The 15,795-nt window shown below is 73.6% G+C and carries 10 protein-coding genes; 9 read left to right on the top strand and 1 reads right to left on the bottom strand.

The window, feature by feature from the left end; translation table 11 throughout:
* Positions 1-148: 148 nt before the first annotated feature.
* The 3 genes from QHG49_RS21620 to QHG49_RS21630 all read left to right on the top strand — a co-directional run bounded on the left by QHG49_RS21620 (position 149) and on the right by QHG49_RS21630 (position 4,880).
* The gene (locus QHG49_RS21620) at positions 149-2,506 is read left to right on the top strand and encodes a UvrD-helicase domain-containing protein (protein ID WP_301490814.1); all 2,358 of its coding nucleotides are present in this window, start codon (positions 149-151) and stop codon (positions 2,504-2,506) included.
* 367 nt (positions 2,507-2,873) lie between these two features.
* A complete protein-coding gene (locus QHG49_RS21625; RefSeq protein ID WP_145485253.1) occupies positions 2,874-4,289 on the top strand; it encodes an NAD-dependent malic enzyme in 1,416 nt (471 codons plus the stop codon).
* A 309-nt stretch (positions 4,290-4,598) separates the two neighbouring features.
* Complete coding sequence (locus QHG49_RS21630) at positions 4,599-4,880, top strand: HU family DNA-binding protein (protein WP_014673024.1); 282 nt, start codon at positions 4,599-4,601, stop codon at positions 4,878-4,880.
* Between the two features lie 202 nt (positions 4,881-5,082).
* On the opposite strand, the gene murA is transcribed toward QHG49_RS21630, so the two are convergent.
* Positions 5,083-6,423 (bottom strand): UDP-N-acetylglucosamine 1-carboxyvinyltransferase, encoded by a 1,341-nt coding sequence (murA, locus tag QHG49_RS21635; RefSeq protein ID WP_145485254.1) that lies wholly within the window; start codon positions 6,421-6,423, stop codon positions 5,083-5,085.
* A gap of 272 nt (positions 6,424-6,695) precedes the next feature.
* Here murA and QHG49_RS21640 point away from each other — a divergent pair, with 272 nt between their 5' ends.
* From QHG49_RS21640 to QHG49_RS21665, 6 genes are all read left to right on the top strand, one after another.
* Positions 6,696-7,268, top strand: coding sequence for a YqgE/AlgH family protein (locus QHG49_RS21640; RefSeq protein WP_159701828.1), 573 nt, complete (start codon positions 6,696-6,698; stop codon positions 7,266-7,268).
* Positions 7,269-7,297: 29 nt separating this feature from the next.
* Complete coding sequence (locus QHG49_RS21645; protein WP_236576300.1) at positions 7,298-7,591, top strand: DUF3039 domain-containing protein; 294 nt, start codon at positions 7,298-7,300, stop codon at positions 7,589-7,591.
* Positions 7,592-7,780: 189 nt separating this feature from the next.
* Positions 7,781-9,478: a beta-N-acetylhexosaminidase gene (locus tag QHG49_RS21650; protein ID WP_301490818.1), complete on the top strand. Its 1,698-nt coding sequence runs from the start codon at positions 7,781-7,783 to the stop codon at positions 9,476-9,478.
* 293 nt (positions 9,479-9,771) lie between these two features.
* The gene (locus QHG49_RS21655) at positions 9,772-10,665 is read left to right on the top strand and encodes a xanthine dehydrogenase family protein subunit M (RefSeq protein WP_111584373.1); all 894 of its coding nucleotides are present in this window, start codon (positions 9,772-9,774) and stop codon (positions 10,663-10,665) included.
* Positions 10,662-13,490 (top strand): 2Fe-2S iron-sulfur cluster-binding protein, encoded by a 2,829-nt coding sequence (locus tag QHG49_RS21660; protein ID WP_301490820.1) that lies wholly within the window; start codon positions 10,662-10,664, stop codon positions 13,488-13,490. The genes QHG49_RS21655 and QHG49_RS21660 overlap by 4 nt, the downstream gene beginning before the upstream one ends.
* Positions 13,487-15,790: a xanthine dehydrogenase family protein molybdopterin-binding subunit gene (locus tag QHG49_RS21665; protein WP_301490821.1), complete on the top strand. Its 2,304-nt coding sequence runs from the start codon at positions 13,487-13,489 to the stop codon at positions 15,788-15,790. The genes QHG49_RS21660 and QHG49_RS21665 overlap by 4 nt, the downstream gene beginning before the upstream one ends.
* The last annotated feature ends 5 nt before the right edge of the window (positions 15,791-15,795 follow it).

The raw sequence follows: 15,795 nt of genomic DNA on the forward strand, positions 1-15,795 counted from the left end.
GACTCCGGCGCGCCGCGCACACCCCACCGCGCCCCGGGACGCCCGCCCCCAAGATCGCCGTATCCGGCGAAGCACCCGGGTCCCGTAGCCTCGCCCGCCTCCCTTCGCGTACGGTTGACGGCTGCCCAGCACGTCAGAAGGGGGCCCGGTGGCCGCTCAGGTTCAGCAATCCGCGGTCGGCTCGGAACACGACGCACAGGACTCCGTGCGCGACCGAGAGATCAGCGTCGAACAGACACATCTGGACCGGGTGTACCGGCGGCTGGAGGAGAAGATCCACGAGGCCGAGTTCCTGATGAACGACGCGGCCCAGCGCGGCCAGGTCGGCACCCCCGGCGCGCTCGCCGAGCGGGACGCGCAGGTCTTCCGCGCCGGTGTCCACCTGAACCGGCTCAACAACGAGTTCGAGGACTTCCTCTTCGGCCGCATCGACCTGCTGCTCGGCAAGGACGGCAAGAAGGGGCCCGACGGGGCCTACACGGCCGTCGAGCCGGCCGAGGGCGTCGTGCGCGAGGACAACACCGCCGACATCGCCGAGACCCTGCACATCGGCCGCATCGGCGTCCTCGACGCGGACTACGCCCCGCTCGTCATCGACTGGCGCGCCCCCGCCGCCGCGCCCTTCTACCGGGCCACCCCCGTGGAGCCCGGACGGGTGGTGCGCCGGCGTGTCATCCGGTCCAAGGGACGCCGGGTGCTCGGCGTCGAGGACGACCTGATGCGGCCCGCGCTCACCGCCTTCCTCGACGGCCGGGAACTGCCCGTCATCGGCGACGGCGCCCTGATGGCCGCCCTCGGCCAGGCCCGCGGCCACACCATGCGGGACATCGTCTCCTCCATCCAGGCCGAGCAGGACCTCGTCATCCGGGCCCCCGCCGCCTCGATCACCTATGTGGAGGGCGGCCCGGGCACCGGCAAGACCGCCGTCGCCCTGCACCGCGCCGCCTACCTGCTCTACCAGGACCGCAGGCGGTACGCGGGCGGCATCCTCATCGTCTCCCCGACCCCGCTGCTCGTCGCCTACACCGAGGGCGTGCTGCCCTCGCTCGGCGAGGAGGGCCAGGTCGCGATCCGGGCGATCGGCTCGCTGGTCGACGGCGTGACGGCGACCTTGTACGACTCCCCGTCCGCGGCCCGCGCCAAGGGCTCGTACCGGATGCTGAAGGTGCTGCGGAAGGCCGCCAGGGGCGCCCTGGAACTGGGCGCCGCGCTCCGGCCGGCCCACGAGGAGGACGACGACGACACGCCGCGTCCCGCCGTCGACCCCACCCGGCTGCGCGTCGTCGCCTTCGGCCGCCGTCTCGAACTGGAGGCCGAGGAGCTGGACCGCATCCGCCGTACGGCCCTCGGCGGCACCGCCCCCGTCAACCTGCTGCGCCCGCGCGCCCGCAAGCTGCTGCTGGACGCCCTGTGGGCGAAGTCCGGCGCCGGGTCCCGGCACACCGACCCGGAGCTGGCCGCCGAGCTGCGTTCCTCCTTCGACGAGGACATCACGGGCGAGGACGCCTTCATCGGCTTCCTGGACGCCTGGTGGCCGGAGCTGACCCCGGCGCGGGTGCTCGACGCGATGGCCGACGAGAAGCGGCTCGGCCGCTGGGCGCGCCGCATCCTCAACCCGGGCGAGGTGCGCAAGGTGGCCCGCTCGCTCAAGCGCGACGGCCACACGGTGCACGACATCGCCCTGCTGGACGAGCTCCAGGCGATCCTGGGCGTCCCGGCCCGGCCCCGCAGGAAGCGGGAGCTGGACCCGCTGGACCAGCTCACCGGCCTGGAGGAGCTGATGCCGGTGCGCGAGGAGACCCAGCGGGAGCGGGCCGAGCGGCTGGCACAGGAGCGCACCGAGTACGCGCACGTCATCGTGGACGAGGCGCAGGACCTCACGCCGATGCAGTGGCGGATGGTCGGCCGCCGCGGCCGGCACGCCACCTGGACGGTCGTCGGGGACCCGGCCCAGTCCTCCTGGTCCGACCCGGACGAGGCGGCCGAGGCCCGCGACGAGGCCCTGGGCAGCCGCCCCCGGCGCCGCTTCCAGCTCACCGTGAACTACCGCAACCCCGCCGAGATCGCCGAGCTGGCCGCCCGGGTGCTCGCGCTCGCCATGCCCGGCGCCGAGTCGCCGCGGGCCGTACGGTCCACCGGCGTCGAGCCGCGCTTCACCGTCGTGGGGGAGTCCCTCCAGGCCACCGTGCGGGCCGAGGCGGAGCGGCTGCTGGGCCTGGTGGACGGCACGGTCGGCGTGGTCGTCGCGATGAACCGGCGCGAGGAGGCGAGACGCTGGCTGGCCGGGCTCGGCGACCGGGTGGTGGCGCTCGGCAGCCTGGAGGCCAAGGGACTGGAGTACGACGCGACGGTGGTCGTCTCGCCCGCCGAGATCGCCGACGAGTCCCCGGCCGGGCTGCGCGTGCTCTACGTGGCGCTCACCCGGGCGACCCAGCAGCTCACGGTGGTGTCGGGGGAGCGCGACGAGCCGGACGCGGCCGGGGTGCCGGATCTGCTGCGCGACTGAGTTTTCGGCGAACTCCCCACAGGGGGAATGGCATCCGGCATCCGTTTGTTAGCCTGGGTACGGCACCGGCTCGATCCAAGCCCCCGGGCCCAACCTTCGTCCCTTCGAGGGACCACTTGCCGCGAGGCGAGCATGGCGGGTCGGTGTCATCAACGTGGAGGCCCACGTCACGACAGAGTGACGTGGGCCTCTTTCTTGTGGCCGCTGACTCTCGTATGGTGGAAGTCGTTTTCCGGAAACGCGCGTCAGTCGGTCACCACCCGTGAACAAAACGTCCGTAATCGAGGGCGACTACCACGTACTGATCGGTAGGTGCGACGATCGGACGGCACAACTAGCGACACGGTGAAAGCAGAGGAAGTCGGCCATGGCAACGGCGCCCAGCGTCTCCTACTCGATGACCATCCGGCTGGAGGTGCCCGCGAGCGGAACGGCCGTCTCGCAGCTCACCAACGCCGTGGAGTCCTCCGGAGGCTCGGTGACCGGCCTCGACGTCACCGCGTCCGGGCACGAGAAGCTCCGTATCGACGTCACGATCGCGGCCACCTCCACGGCCCACGCCGAGGAGATCGTCGAGAAGCTGCGCGGCATCGAGGGCGTCACTCTCGGCAAGGTCTCCGACCGTACGTTCCTGATGCACCTCGGCGGCAAGATCGAGATGCAGTCCAAGCACCCCATCCGCAACCGTGACGACCTCTCCATGGTCTACACGCCGGGTGTGGCCCGCGTCTGCATGGCGATCGCCGAGAACCCCGAGGACGCCCGCCGTCTCACCATCAAGCGCAACTCGGTTGCGGTCGTGACGGACGGTTCCGCGGTGCTCGGCCTCGGCAACATCGGCCCCAAGGCCGCGCTGCCCGTGATGGAGGGCAAGGCGGCCCTCTTCAAGCGCTTCGCCGGCATCGACGCCTGGCCGCTGTGCCTGGACACCCAGGACACCGACGCGATCGTGGAGATCGTCAAGGCGATCGCCCCCGGCTTCGCGGGCATCAACCTGGAGGACATCTCCGCGCCCCGCTGCTTCGAGATCGAGGCCCGGCTGCGCGAGGCCCTGGACATCCCGGTCTTCCACGACGACCAGCACGGCACCGCCATCGTCGTGCTGGCGTCGCTGACCAACGCGCTGCGCGTCACGGGCAAGGCGATCGAGAACATCCGGATCGTGATGTCCGGCGCCGGCGCGGCCGGTACGGCCATCCTCAAGCTGCTGCTCGCGGCGGGCGCCAAGAACGCCGTCGTGGCCGACATCCACGGCGTGGTGCACGCGGGCCGCGAGGACCTGGTGAACGCCGCGGCCGACTCGCCGCTGCGCTGGATCGCCGACAACACCAACCCCGAGGGCCTCACCGGCACCCTGAAGGAGGCCGTGCGCGGCGCGGACGTCTTCATCGGCGTCTCGGCCCCGAACGTCCTGGACGGCGACGACGTGGCCGCCATGGCGGACGGCGCGATCGTGTTCGCGCTCGCGAACCCGGACCCCGAGGTCGATCCGGCGATCGCCCGCCAGACGGCCGCGGTGGTGGCCACCGGCCGCTCGGACTTCCCCAATCAGATCAACAACGTGCTGGTCTTCCCGGGTGTCTTCCGCGGCCTGCTGGACGCGCAGTCCCGTACCGTCAACACGGAGATGATGCTCGCCGCCGCGAAGGCGCTCGCCGATGTGGTCAGCGAGGATGAGCTGAACCCCAACTACATCATTCCGAGCGTCTTCAACGACAAGGTCGCGGGCGCCGTCGCCGGCGCGGTCCGCGAGGCCGCCAAGGCGGTCGGCGCAACGGTCTGACCAGGGCCGATCGCCCGTCCATGGCGTGTCGTACGGTGCCGGGGGCTGTGAGGATCACCACGGTGGCCCCCTGTACCGGCGCGTCGTGGAACCACCTGGTGCCGGGCGCCCTCTAGGGTGACGCCGATCAGGCGCTTTTCGTGTGACTCCCCTGGGTGTTCTCACGACTCCTACGGGTGCCGGATTGGCTTTCCCGCCGCAGGTAGGGGCAGGATGCGTCCCTGGGCGCGAGCGCATCGGCATCGCAGTGCCGCCGGCATAACCGCCGCGTGGCACACCCCAACGGCAAGAAAACACGGGAGTAACAACATGAACCGCAGTGAGCTGGTGGCCGCGCTGGCCGACCGTGCCGAGGTGACCCGCAAGGACGCCGACGCCGTGCTGGCCGCGTTCGCCGAGACCGTCGGCGAGATCGTCGCCAAGGGCGACGAGAAGGTCACCATCCCCGGCTTCCTGACCTTCGAGCGCACCCACCGTGCCGCTCGTACCGCGCGCAACCCGCAGACCGGCGAGCCGATCAACATCCCCGCCGGGTTCAGCGTGAAGGTCACCGCGGGCTCCAAGCTCAAGGAAGCGGCCAAGGGCAAGTAAGCGCTCCGCTTTGAGCGCCGGTCCACCGGAGCGCCGTTCAAGGTGAGCGCCGTGGGTGGCTGACAGTCCGTCGTGGCTGGTCGCGCCCGCGCGGCGGAGCCGCAGATCCCATACGGCCCCGCGCCCCAAAGGGCCGACGACGTCAAACAGGGCGGTCCCCCTCCTCGGAGGGGGACCGCCCTGTTTGCTTGTTTGCTCGGGGTCAGCCGAGGGCCTTGCCCGGGAGTTCGACCTTGGCGCCCAGTTCCACGAGCTTCTCCATGAAGTTCTCGTAGCCGCGGTTGATCAGCTCGATGCCGTGGACCCGGGAGGTGCCCTCGGCGGCGAGGGCCGCGATCAGGTAGGAGAAGCCGCCGCGCAGGTCGGGGATGACCAGGTCGGCGCCCTGGAGCCGGGTCGGTCCGGAGACGACCGCGGAGTGCAGGAAGTTGCGCTGGCCGAAGCGGCAGTCGGAGCCGCCCAGGCACTCGCGGTAGAGCTGGATGTGCGCACCCATCTGGTTGAGCGCGGAGGTGAAGCCGAGGCGGGACTCGTAGACCGTCTCGTGGATGATCGACAGGCCCGTGGCCTGGGTGAGCGCCACCACCAGCGGCTGCTGCCAGTCGGTCTGGAAACCGGGGTGCACGTCCGTCTCCAGGGCGATGGACTTCAGCTGGCCGCCCGGGTGCCAGAAGCGGATGCCCTCGTCGTCGATCTCGAAGGCGCCACCGACCTTGCGGTAGGTGTTCAGGAACGTCATCATCGAGCGCTGCTGGGCGCCGCGGACGTAGATGTTGCCGCCGGTCGCGAGCGCCGCCGAGGCCCAGGACGCGGCCTCCAGGCGGTCCGACAGGGCCCGGTGGGTGTAGCCGCCGAGCTTGTCCACACCGGTGATGCGGATGGTCCGGTCGGTGTCCATCGCGATGATCGCGCCCATCTTCTGCAGCACGCAGATGAGGTCCTCGATCTCCGGCTCGACGGCCGCGTTGGACAGCTCCGTGACGCCCTCGGCCAGCACGGCCGTCAGCAGCACCTGCTCGGTGGCGCCCACCGACGGGTACGGCAGCGTGATCTTCGTACCGCGCAGGCCCTTCGGCGCCTCCAGGTACTGCCCGTCCGCCCGCTTCTCGATGGTCGCGCCGAACTGCCGCAGCACGTCGAAGTGGAAGTCGATGGGCCGGCCGCCGATGTCGCAGCCGCCGAGGCCGGGGATGAACGCGTGTCCGAGCCGGTGCAGCAGCGGGCCGCAGAACAGGATCGGGATACGGCTGGAGCCGGCGTGGGCGTCGATGTCGGCCACGTTGGCGCTCTCGACGTGCGTCGGGTCGAGCACCAGCTCGCCGGGCTCCTCACCCGGACGGACCGTCACCCCGTGCAGCTGGAGCAGCCCGCGCACGACGCGCACGTCACGGATGTCCGGAACGTTGCGCAGCCGGCTCGGCGCGCTGCCGAGCAGCGCGGCGACCATGGCCTTCGGCACGAGGTTCTTCGCACCGCGGACACGGATCTCGCCCTCAAGCGGGTTTCCGCCGTGGACAAGCAGGACATCGTCGTTGACGGTCATGAATCTCGCGTTCCGATCAGATGGGCATGGGGGGCCGCCGATCACGGGCGGGCCGTGGGACAGGGTAATCGCCGATCACCCCCCGTCCGTAAGTCCGCGTACCGCCCTGTCGCGTCCTGGGTGTGTCACAACACGAAACGTTTGCAATCGGACACACGCCGTCACCGCGCGTGAGCGTGCGCCGGGCCTGCTCCCACGCACCCTGAGCTGCGTTCACCCGGGCACTCCGATTGGCTCCCCACTCGGGGGGAAGATGCGGGATCATGTCTGGCATGACCGAGGTGTCCTCGCTCACAGGGCGGCTGCTCGTGGCCACCCCCGCCCTGGCGGACCCGAACTTCGACCGCGCGGTGGTGCTCCTCCTCGACCACGACGAGGAGGGTTCCCTCGGCGTCGTCCTCAACCGCCCCACCCCGGTGGGCGTCGGCGACATCCTGGCGGACTGGGCCGAGCTGACCGGCGAGCCCGGCGTCGTCTTCCAGGGCGGTCCCGTCTCGCTGGACTCCGCGCTCGGCGTGGCGGTCATACCGGGCGGCGCGAACGGGGAGCGGGCCCCGCTGGGCTGGCGGCGGGTGCACGGCGCGATCGGCCTGGTCGACCTGGAGGCACCGCCCGAGCTGCTCGCCCCGGCCGTCGGCTCGCTGCGGATCTTCGCCGGGTACGCCGGCTGGGGGCCCGGCCAGCTGGAGGAGGAGCTGGCCGAGGGTGCCTGGTACGTGGTGGAGTCCGAGCCCGGCGACGTGTCCTCGCCGGAGCCCGAGCGGCTGTGGCGCGAGGTGCTGCGCCGCCAGCGCAGCGAGCTGGCGATGGTGGCCACGTATCCGGACGACCCTTCGCTCAACTGATGGCCGGGCGCTTCAGTACCCTGGGCAATATGAGCACTCTTGAGCCCGAGCCCGGGACTGGTACGGGGACCCTCGTAGAGCCGACGCCGCAGGTGTCCCACGGCGACGGCGACCACGAGCGCTTCGCCCACTACGTCCAGAAGGACAAGATCATGGCGAGCGCCCTCGACGGCACCCCCGTCGTGGCGCTGTGCGGCAAGGTCTGGGTGCCGGGCCGCGACCCGAAGAAGTACCCCGTGTGCCCCATGTGCAAGGAGATCTACGAGTCCATGAGCAGCGGCGGCGACAAGGACAAGGGCGGCGACAAGGGCAAGGGCAAGTAAGGCCCGTCTCCTGTTGTGACCCGCGAGGGCCCCGGCGCGCTTCGGCGTGCGCCGGGGCCCTTTGCTTACCCGATTGGTCGAGACCTCTTGTGGGCGGGTTGCCGGGCGTCCTAGCCTCCCTGTCGATCGGCTGGTTGTGCGGAGCGAAACGGTTGTTGCGCAGGGTGCAACGCGAGGCGGGGAGGCCACATGGGTGACATCGGCGGCGAGGGGACGGCGGCTGCCGGGGAAGCGGCGCTGATCCCGGCGCCGGTCCGGGTCGCGGTGCCGGACGGCGCGGCGGCGGGGGCCCGCTGTGTGGTCGACGCGGACACCGGGATCGAGGCCGCCGAGGGCACCGAACGGGTGGCCTGCTGGCTGCGCTCGACGGTCGGCGCGGCGACGGGGCTGCCCCTCGCGCCGTACCGCGAGGGCGACAGTCGTATACGGGACGGCCGGGTACGGCTGCGGATCGTGCCCGCGCTGGCGGACGAACTCGGCGGCCCGGAGTCGTACCGGCTGACCGCCGAGAACAGGGTGGTCACCCTGGACGGGGCGAGCGAGGCCGGGCTGTTCTGGGCCGCGGGCACCTTCCGGCAGCTGCTCGGACCCGAGGCCTTCCGGCGGGCCCCCGTCAGCGGTCGCGGCACCTGGGAATTCCCCGCGCTCACCGTGTGCGACAGCCCCCGGTTCGGCTGGCGCGGGCTGCTGCTCGACGTGGCCCGGCACTTCATGCCCAAGGACGGGGTGCTGCGCTATCTCGATCTGATGGCCGCCCACAAACTCAACGTCCTGCATCTGCATCTGACGGACGACCAGGGCTGGCGGATCGAGATCAGGCGGTATCCGAGACTGACCGAGACCGGCTCCTGGCGGGCGCGGACGAAATTCGGTCACCGGGCCTCACCGCTGTGGGAGGAGAAGCCGCACGGGGGTTACTACACCCAGGACGACATCCGGGAGATCGTCGCCTACGCGGCCGAACGGCATATCACCGTCGTGCCGGAGATCGATGTGCCGGGGCATTCGCAGGCGGCCGTCGCCGCGTATCCGGAACTCGGCAACTCCGATGTCGTCGACACCTCCGCGCTCTCCGTCTGGGACACCTGGGGGATCAACTCCAACGTACTGGCCCCCACCGACCACACCCTCCGGTTCTACGAAGGGGTGTTCGAGGAAATCCTGGAGATGTTCCCGTCACGGTTCATCCACATCGGCGGCGACGAATGCCCGAAGGACCAGTGGCGGAAATCGACGGCCGCCCAGGAGCGCATCGCCGAACTCGGCCTCGCCGACGAGGACCAGCTCCAGTCGTGGTTCGTACGGCATTTCGACACCTGGCTCGGGGCGCGCGGGCGCCGGCTGATCGGCTGGGACGAGATCCTCCAGGGCGGCCTCGCCCCCGGTGCCGCGGTCTCCTCCTGGCGCGGCTACGCGGGCGGGGTCACCGCCGCGCGCGCCGGACACGACGTCGTCATGTGCCCCGAGCAGTACGTGTACCTGGACCACCGGCAGGCCCCCGGCGACGAGGAACCCGTACCGATCGGCTTCGTGCGCACCCTGGAGGACGTCTACCGGTTCGAACCCGTTCCCGCCGCGCTCACCGAGACCGAGGCGCGCCATGTGCTCGGCACCCAGGCCAATGTGTGGACCGAGGCCCTGGAGGATGCCCGGCGCGTGGACTACCAGGCGTTTCCCCGGCTCGCCGCGTTCGCGGAGGTCGCCTGGAGCCGGCTGCCCGCGCCCCCGGAACGGGAATTCGCGGACTTCGAGCGCCGGATGGCCGTGCACTACCGGCGACTTGACGCGCTCGGCGTCGCCTACCGGCCGCCCACCGGCCCCCGGCCGTGGCAGCGGCGGCCCGGAGTGCCGGGCCGCCCGCTCGACGGACCGCCGCCCAACAGGTGATCCGGAACGGCCGGATCCCGTCAGGTGTCCCCCAACGGGCGTGCCGCGCAACGTGGATGGAATAAATAGCGGAAAAACCCCGACAGCTTCACCGAAGAGTGGCAATTCGCGCGCACCGGTGAACCGGTGCGAAAACGGGCCATCTCCTGGGTGAGGTGGGCGAATGCCTCCTAGCGGACCCCCGCGTTCGGGCCCTGCGAAGATGTGCCAGAGTTGCCACGTCCGCCCTGTCAGCACGTACCGTACGGCGCAACAGGCGGGACCAGGTGGGGCAGCGGGAAGGGGCAGCCGGGTTGACCACGCACGCACCGCAGGCGGGGCAGGCCGTCACGCTGCCCACGACGCTGGACGAGGCGGTGGCGGCGCTCGCCGCGATGCCCGCCGCGGTCCCGGTCGCGGGCGGCACCGACCTGATGGCCGCCGTCAACTCCGGGCAACTGCGGCCCGCCGCCCTGGTGGGCCTCGGCCGGATCAGCGAGATCCGCGGCTGGCAGTACCAGGACGGCCACGCGCTGCTCGGCGCCGGACTCACCCTCGCGCGCATGGGCCGCCCCGACTTCGCGGCCCTGATCCCGGCGCTCGCCGCCGCCGCGCGCGCCGCGGGCCCGCCGCACATCCGCAACGCGGGCACCCTGGGCGGCAACATCGCCTCCGCCGCGCCCACCGGGGACGCGCTGCCGGTGCTCGCCGCGCTGGAGGCGACGCTGATCGTCGCCGGACCGGGCGGGGCACGCCGGGAGGTCCCGGTCTCGCACCTGCTGGCGGGCGTGGAGATGCTGGGCGCCGGCGAACTCATCGGCTTCGTGCGGGTGCCGCTGCTGCACGCCCCGCAGGTCTTCCTGAAGGCGACCGGACGCACCGGCCCCGGCCGCGCGCTGGCCTCGGTGGCCCTCGTGCTCGACCCCGCCCGGCGCGGGGTGCGCTGCGCGGTCGGGGCCATCGCGCCGATGCCGCTGCGGCCGCTGGAGGCCGAGCAGTGGGTCGCGCAGCTCATCGACTGGGACAACGACCGCGCGCTCGTCCCCGAGGCGCTCAGCGCCTTCGGCGAGTACGTCGCCGCGGCCTGCATCCCCGACCCGGCGCCGGAGGCGGACGGCACGGTGCCGTCGCTGCCGCCCGCCGTACTGCACCTGCGGCGCACCGTCGCCGCGCTGGCCCGACGAGCACTGGGGAGGGCGCTGTCGTGACCGACGACCGGCACGGAGAGGGCACGCCCGAGGGCGGCGGCCGCTGGAACCCGCTGCCCCAGGGCGACTACGACGACGGCGCCACCGCCTTCGTCAAGCTCCCCGAGGGCGGGATAGACGCCCTGCTGTCCGGCGACAGCCCGCTGGCCGCGCCGGGCCACGGCTATGTGCCGCCGCGCATCCCGGGGGTCCCGGCCGAGGGCGGCTGGCCCGCGCCGCAGAACGGCGCCGCCCAGTGGCCCGACCCGAACGGCGGCCAGGGCGGCGGCCAGTGGCCCGACCCGGACACCGGGCAGGGGGCGACGCAGGGCGGCGACCGCTTCACGTACGACCCCGCGGCCACCCAGCACTGGAACTTCGAGGAGCCCCCGGCCGCCCCCGCCGCGCCCGGCCATGACGTCACCGGGCAGTGGTCCATCCCGGTCGCCGGCGGGGAGCTGCCGGACGAATCGGGCGAGTTCACCACGTCGTCCCTGGTGGAGCAGTGGGGCGGCACCCCGCCGGCCACCCTCCCGGGCGGCGCGCCGGCACCCTGGGCCACCGACGCGGGCCGTCCGTGGGGCGACCAGGCCGAGGCCGCGCAGGGCCCGGACACGTACGGATCCGGTGAGGCGTACGGGCACGAGACGTACGGCGCCGAGGGCGGAGCGCGCGCCGAGGACGAGGCGTTCGGCCCCGAGGCGTACGAGCCGGGGCATGGTGGACACACGGGGGGCGCCGACTACCGTGCCGGGCGCGCGCAGAGCACCGGGCAGGGGGTCGGCAGCGCCCGTGCGCGCCGCCAGGCCCGCGCACAGGCCGCGTACGAGCAGTCCGGGGCCGGACAGGGCGGTTACGAGCACGCGGGGCCCGAGCAGGGCGGGGCACCGGGTGCGCGGCCGGACGCCGCCGCGTACGGCCAGGACGCCCACGGGCAGGCCGGGGCCGTGCCGGGCGCGCACGAGCAGGCGGGCCGCGCGCCGGAGCGGAACGGGTCCGCGCCGGGCGCGTACGGCCAGGACACGCTGGGGCACGACGCGTACGAGCAGGGCGGCGCCGGGGAGCCCCCGGCCGCGCACGACGCGGCCGGGCACGCGCAGGGCGGGTACGACCCTTCGGGGCAGGCGCAGGCCGCGTACGAGCAGGGCGGGTACGAGCAGGGCGGGTACGAACAGGGCGGCTTCGGGCAACCGGACGTCGCGCCGGGCGCGCACGAATCCGCCGGGCACCCGCAGGGCGCGGACGCGCACGGCGCGTACGCCCAGGGCGGTCACGAGCGGCCCGGACAGGCGGACGGCACGGTCGCACCGGGCCAGGACGCGGCCGGGGCGCAGGAGCACGCCGTACCCGCGCAGGACGAGCGGAACGGACAGGACGGGCAGGACGGGCGCGTAGAGGGCCCGCTCGGGCAGGCGCCGCAGGCGGGACACGCGCCGAGCGCGCACCCTCAGGGCGACGCCCTGTCCGGCGAGCGCCCCCAGCAGCCCGCGCACGACCGGCCCGGCGGGGCGCAGGACACGCCCGGCGGGGCCGGACACGAGCACGGCGCGCACGGGCAGGGCGCGCACGGGCAGGGCGTGCCCCAGCAGACCGGCCACCCCGGTCCGGCGCACCCGGAGCAGGGCCCAAAGGCGAGCCCCGAGCCCGGTACGGAGCCCGGCGGCCACCCCGCCGCCGCGCACATCCCCGCGCCCTCCACCGAGCCGTCGTACCCCGCCCCGGACGGGCACCCGGCGCACCCGCGGGACGAGGCGGCGGCGGAGCACCGTACGCCGCCCGCGGGCACCCCCGTGGGCCCGGACGCGCCCGCCGACGGTCCCGCCGGACACGCGGACCAGGCCGCCGCGCCCGACCAGGCCGCCGCGCCCGACCAGGCCGCCACGCCCGCGCACGGCACCCCGGCGCCCACCGGTGACCCGGCCGTACCCGTCGTACCCGAACAGCGGTCCGGCGCGCCCGTGCCCGGCCTTCCCGGGCAGCGGTCCGACACGCCCGTGCCCGCGCCCGCCGTACCCACGGAGCCCGCCCCGGCGCACGACGGCGACACGCCGGTCCCCGAGCCGGCGGCGGCCGAACACGCCGACGCCGAGCCCGAGCAGGCCGAGGCACCCGAGGCCGCCGAGGCACCGGAAGAACCGGAGCCGGCCCCCCTCTCTCCCCACGACGACCACCCCCTCGCCTCCTACGTCCTGCGGGTCAACGGCGCCGACCGGCCCGTCACCGACGCCTGGATCGGCGAGTCGCTGCTCTACGTGCTGCGCGAGCGGCTCGGCCTCGCGGGGGCCAAGGACGGCTGCTCGCAGGGCGAGTGCGGGGCCTGCAACGTGCAGGTCGACGGGCGGCTCGTGGCCTCCTGCCTGGTGCCCGCGGTCACCGCGGCCGGCACCGAGGTGCGCACCGTGGAGGGGCTGGCCCAGGACGGGCAACCCTCCGACGTGCAGCGGGCGCTGGCCCGGTGCGGCGCCGTGCAGTGCGGCTTCTGCGTGCCCGGCATGGCGATGACCGCGCACGACCTGCTGGAGGGCAACCCCGCGCCGACCGAGCTGGAGACCCGGCAGGCCCTGTGCGGCAACCTGTGCCGCTGCTCCGGTTACCGGGGTGTCGTCCAGGCCGTCCAGGAGGTCGTCGCCGAGCGCGAGGCCGCGCACGCCCCCGAGCCGGAGGCGGACGCGGACGCCGAGGACGCGCGCGTACCGCACCAGGCGGGCCCCGGTTCCGGCGGCGTCAACCCGTCGGTGTTCGAGGCCCCGGGCGTCTTCGACACACCGCCGCCCGCCCCGGACGGCTACGGCGACACGCCCGGCCCGTACGACCAGCACTACGGCCAGGACGGAGGCCAGGCGTGAGCGACGAAGCCGCCACCGCCACCGCGGAACCCGCCCCCGAGCCCGAGCAGGCACTGCACGGCCTCGGCGTCTCGCTGCCGCACGCGGACGCCCGCGCCAAGACCGAGGGCACCTTCCCGTACGCCGCCGACCTGTGGGCCGAGGGCCTGCTCTGGGCGGCCGTCCTGCGCTCCCCGCACGCGCACGCCCGGATCGTGTCCATCGACACCTCCCACGCGCGCGAGATGCCCGGCGTGCGCGCCGTCATCACCCACGAGGCCGTGCCGGGCACCGCCCGCCACGGCCGGGGCACCCCCGACCGGCCGGTGTTCGCCGCCGAGGTCGTACGGCACCACGGCGAGCCCATCGCCGCCGTCGCCGCCGACCACCCGGACACCGCGCGGATGGCCGCCGCCGCGATCATCGTCGAGTACGAGATCCTCGACCCGGTGACCGACCCCGAGCAGGCGTTCGAGGCCGAACCCCTGCACCCCGACGGCAACTTGATCCGGCACATCCCGCTGCGCCACGGCGACGCGGACGCCACCGGCGAGGTCGTGGTCGAGGGGCTGTACCGGATCGGCCGCCAGGACCCGGCCCCGATCGGCGCCGAGGCCGGTCTCGCGGTGCCGCGCCCCGACGGCGGGGTGGAGCTGTACCTGGCCTCCACCGACCCGCACCACGACCGCGACACCGCCGCGGCCTGCTTCGGGCTGTCCCCGGATCGGGTGAAGATCGTGGTCACCGGGGTGCCCGGTGCCACCGCCGACCGCGAGGACGGCAGCTTCCAGCTCCCGCTCGGCCTGCTGGCGCTGCGCACCGGCTTCCCGGTGAAGCTCACCGCGAGCCGCGAGGAGTCCTTCCTCGGCCACGCCCACCGACACCCCACCCTGCTGCGCTACCGCCATCACGCGGACGCCGAGGGGAACCTGGTGAAGGTGGAGGCGCAGATCCTCCTCGACGCGGGCGCCTACGCCGACACCTCCGCGGACGCCCTGGCCGCCGCAGTCTCCTTCGCGTGCGGGCCGTACGTGGTGCCGAACGCGTTCATCGAGGGCTGGGCCGTACGCACCAACAACCCGCCCTCCGGCCATGTGCGCGGCGAGGGCGCGATGCAGGTGTGCGCCGCCTACGAGGCCCAGATGGACAAGCTGGCCCGGAAGCTGGACGTGGACCCGGCCGAACTGCGGCTGCGCAACGCCCTCGCGACCGGCGATGTGCTGCCCATCGGCCAGACCGTGACCTGCCCGGCCCCGGTCGCCGAACTCCTCCAGGCCGTACGGGACTTCCCGCTCCCGGAGCTGCCCAAGGACACCCCCGAGGAGGACTGGCTGCTGCCCGGCGGACCCGAGGGCGCGGGGGAGCCGGGCGCGGTGCGCCGGGGGGTCGGCTACGGCCTCGGCATGGTGCACATGCTCGGCGCGGAGGGCGCCGACGAGGTGTCCACGGCGACCGTCAAGGTCCACGACGGCATCGCGACCGTGCTGTGCGCGGCGGTGGAGGCCGGCCAGGGATTCACCACGCTGGCCCGGCAGATCGTCCAGGAGACCCTGGGCATCGAGGAGGTCCGGGTCGCCCCGGTCGACACCGACCAGCCGCCGTCCGGACCGGGCAGCCGGGGCCGGCACACCTGGGTGTCGGGCGGCGCGGTGGAGCGGGCGGCGAAGATGGTCCGCACCCAGCTCCTCCAGCCGCTGGCCCACAAGTTCGGCATGTCGACCGAGCTGCTCCAGATCGAGGACGGCAAGATCACCTCGTACGACGGGGTGCTGTCGACCACCGTCACCGAGGCGCTGGACGGCAAGGAGCTGTGGGCCACCGCGCAGTGCCGCCCGCACCCCACCGAGCCGCTGGACGCGGCCGGGCAGGGCGACGCGTTCGTGGGCCTCGCGTTCTGCGCGATCCGCGCGGTGGTGGACGTGGACATCGAGCTGGGCTCGGTGCGGGTGGTGGAGCTGGCCGTCGCCCAGGACGTGGGCCGGGTGCTCAACCCCGCCCAGCTGGCGGCCCGGATCGAGGCGGGTGTCGCCCAGGGGGTGGGCATCGCGCTCACCGAGAACCTGCGCACCCCGCGCGGTCTGATCCGGCACCCCGACCTGACCGGGTACGCCCTGCCGACCGCCCTGGACGTGCCGGACATCCGGATCGTCAAGCTGGTGGAGGAGCGGGACGTGGTCGCGCCGTTCGGCGCCAAGTCGGCCGGCGCGGTGCCGGTGGTGACGTCCCCGGCGGCCATCGCCTCCGCGGTCCGCGCGGCCACCGGACGCCCGGTCAACCGGCTTCCGATCCGCCCCCAGGCGGCCGTGGTCACCGACCGCTGACCGCC

It is taken from the genome of Streptomyces sp. WP-1 (assembly GCF_030450125.1).
Classification (GTDB): domain Bacteria; phylum Actinomycetota; class Actinomycetes; order Streptomycetales; family Streptomycetaceae; genus Streptomyces; species Streptomyces incarnatus.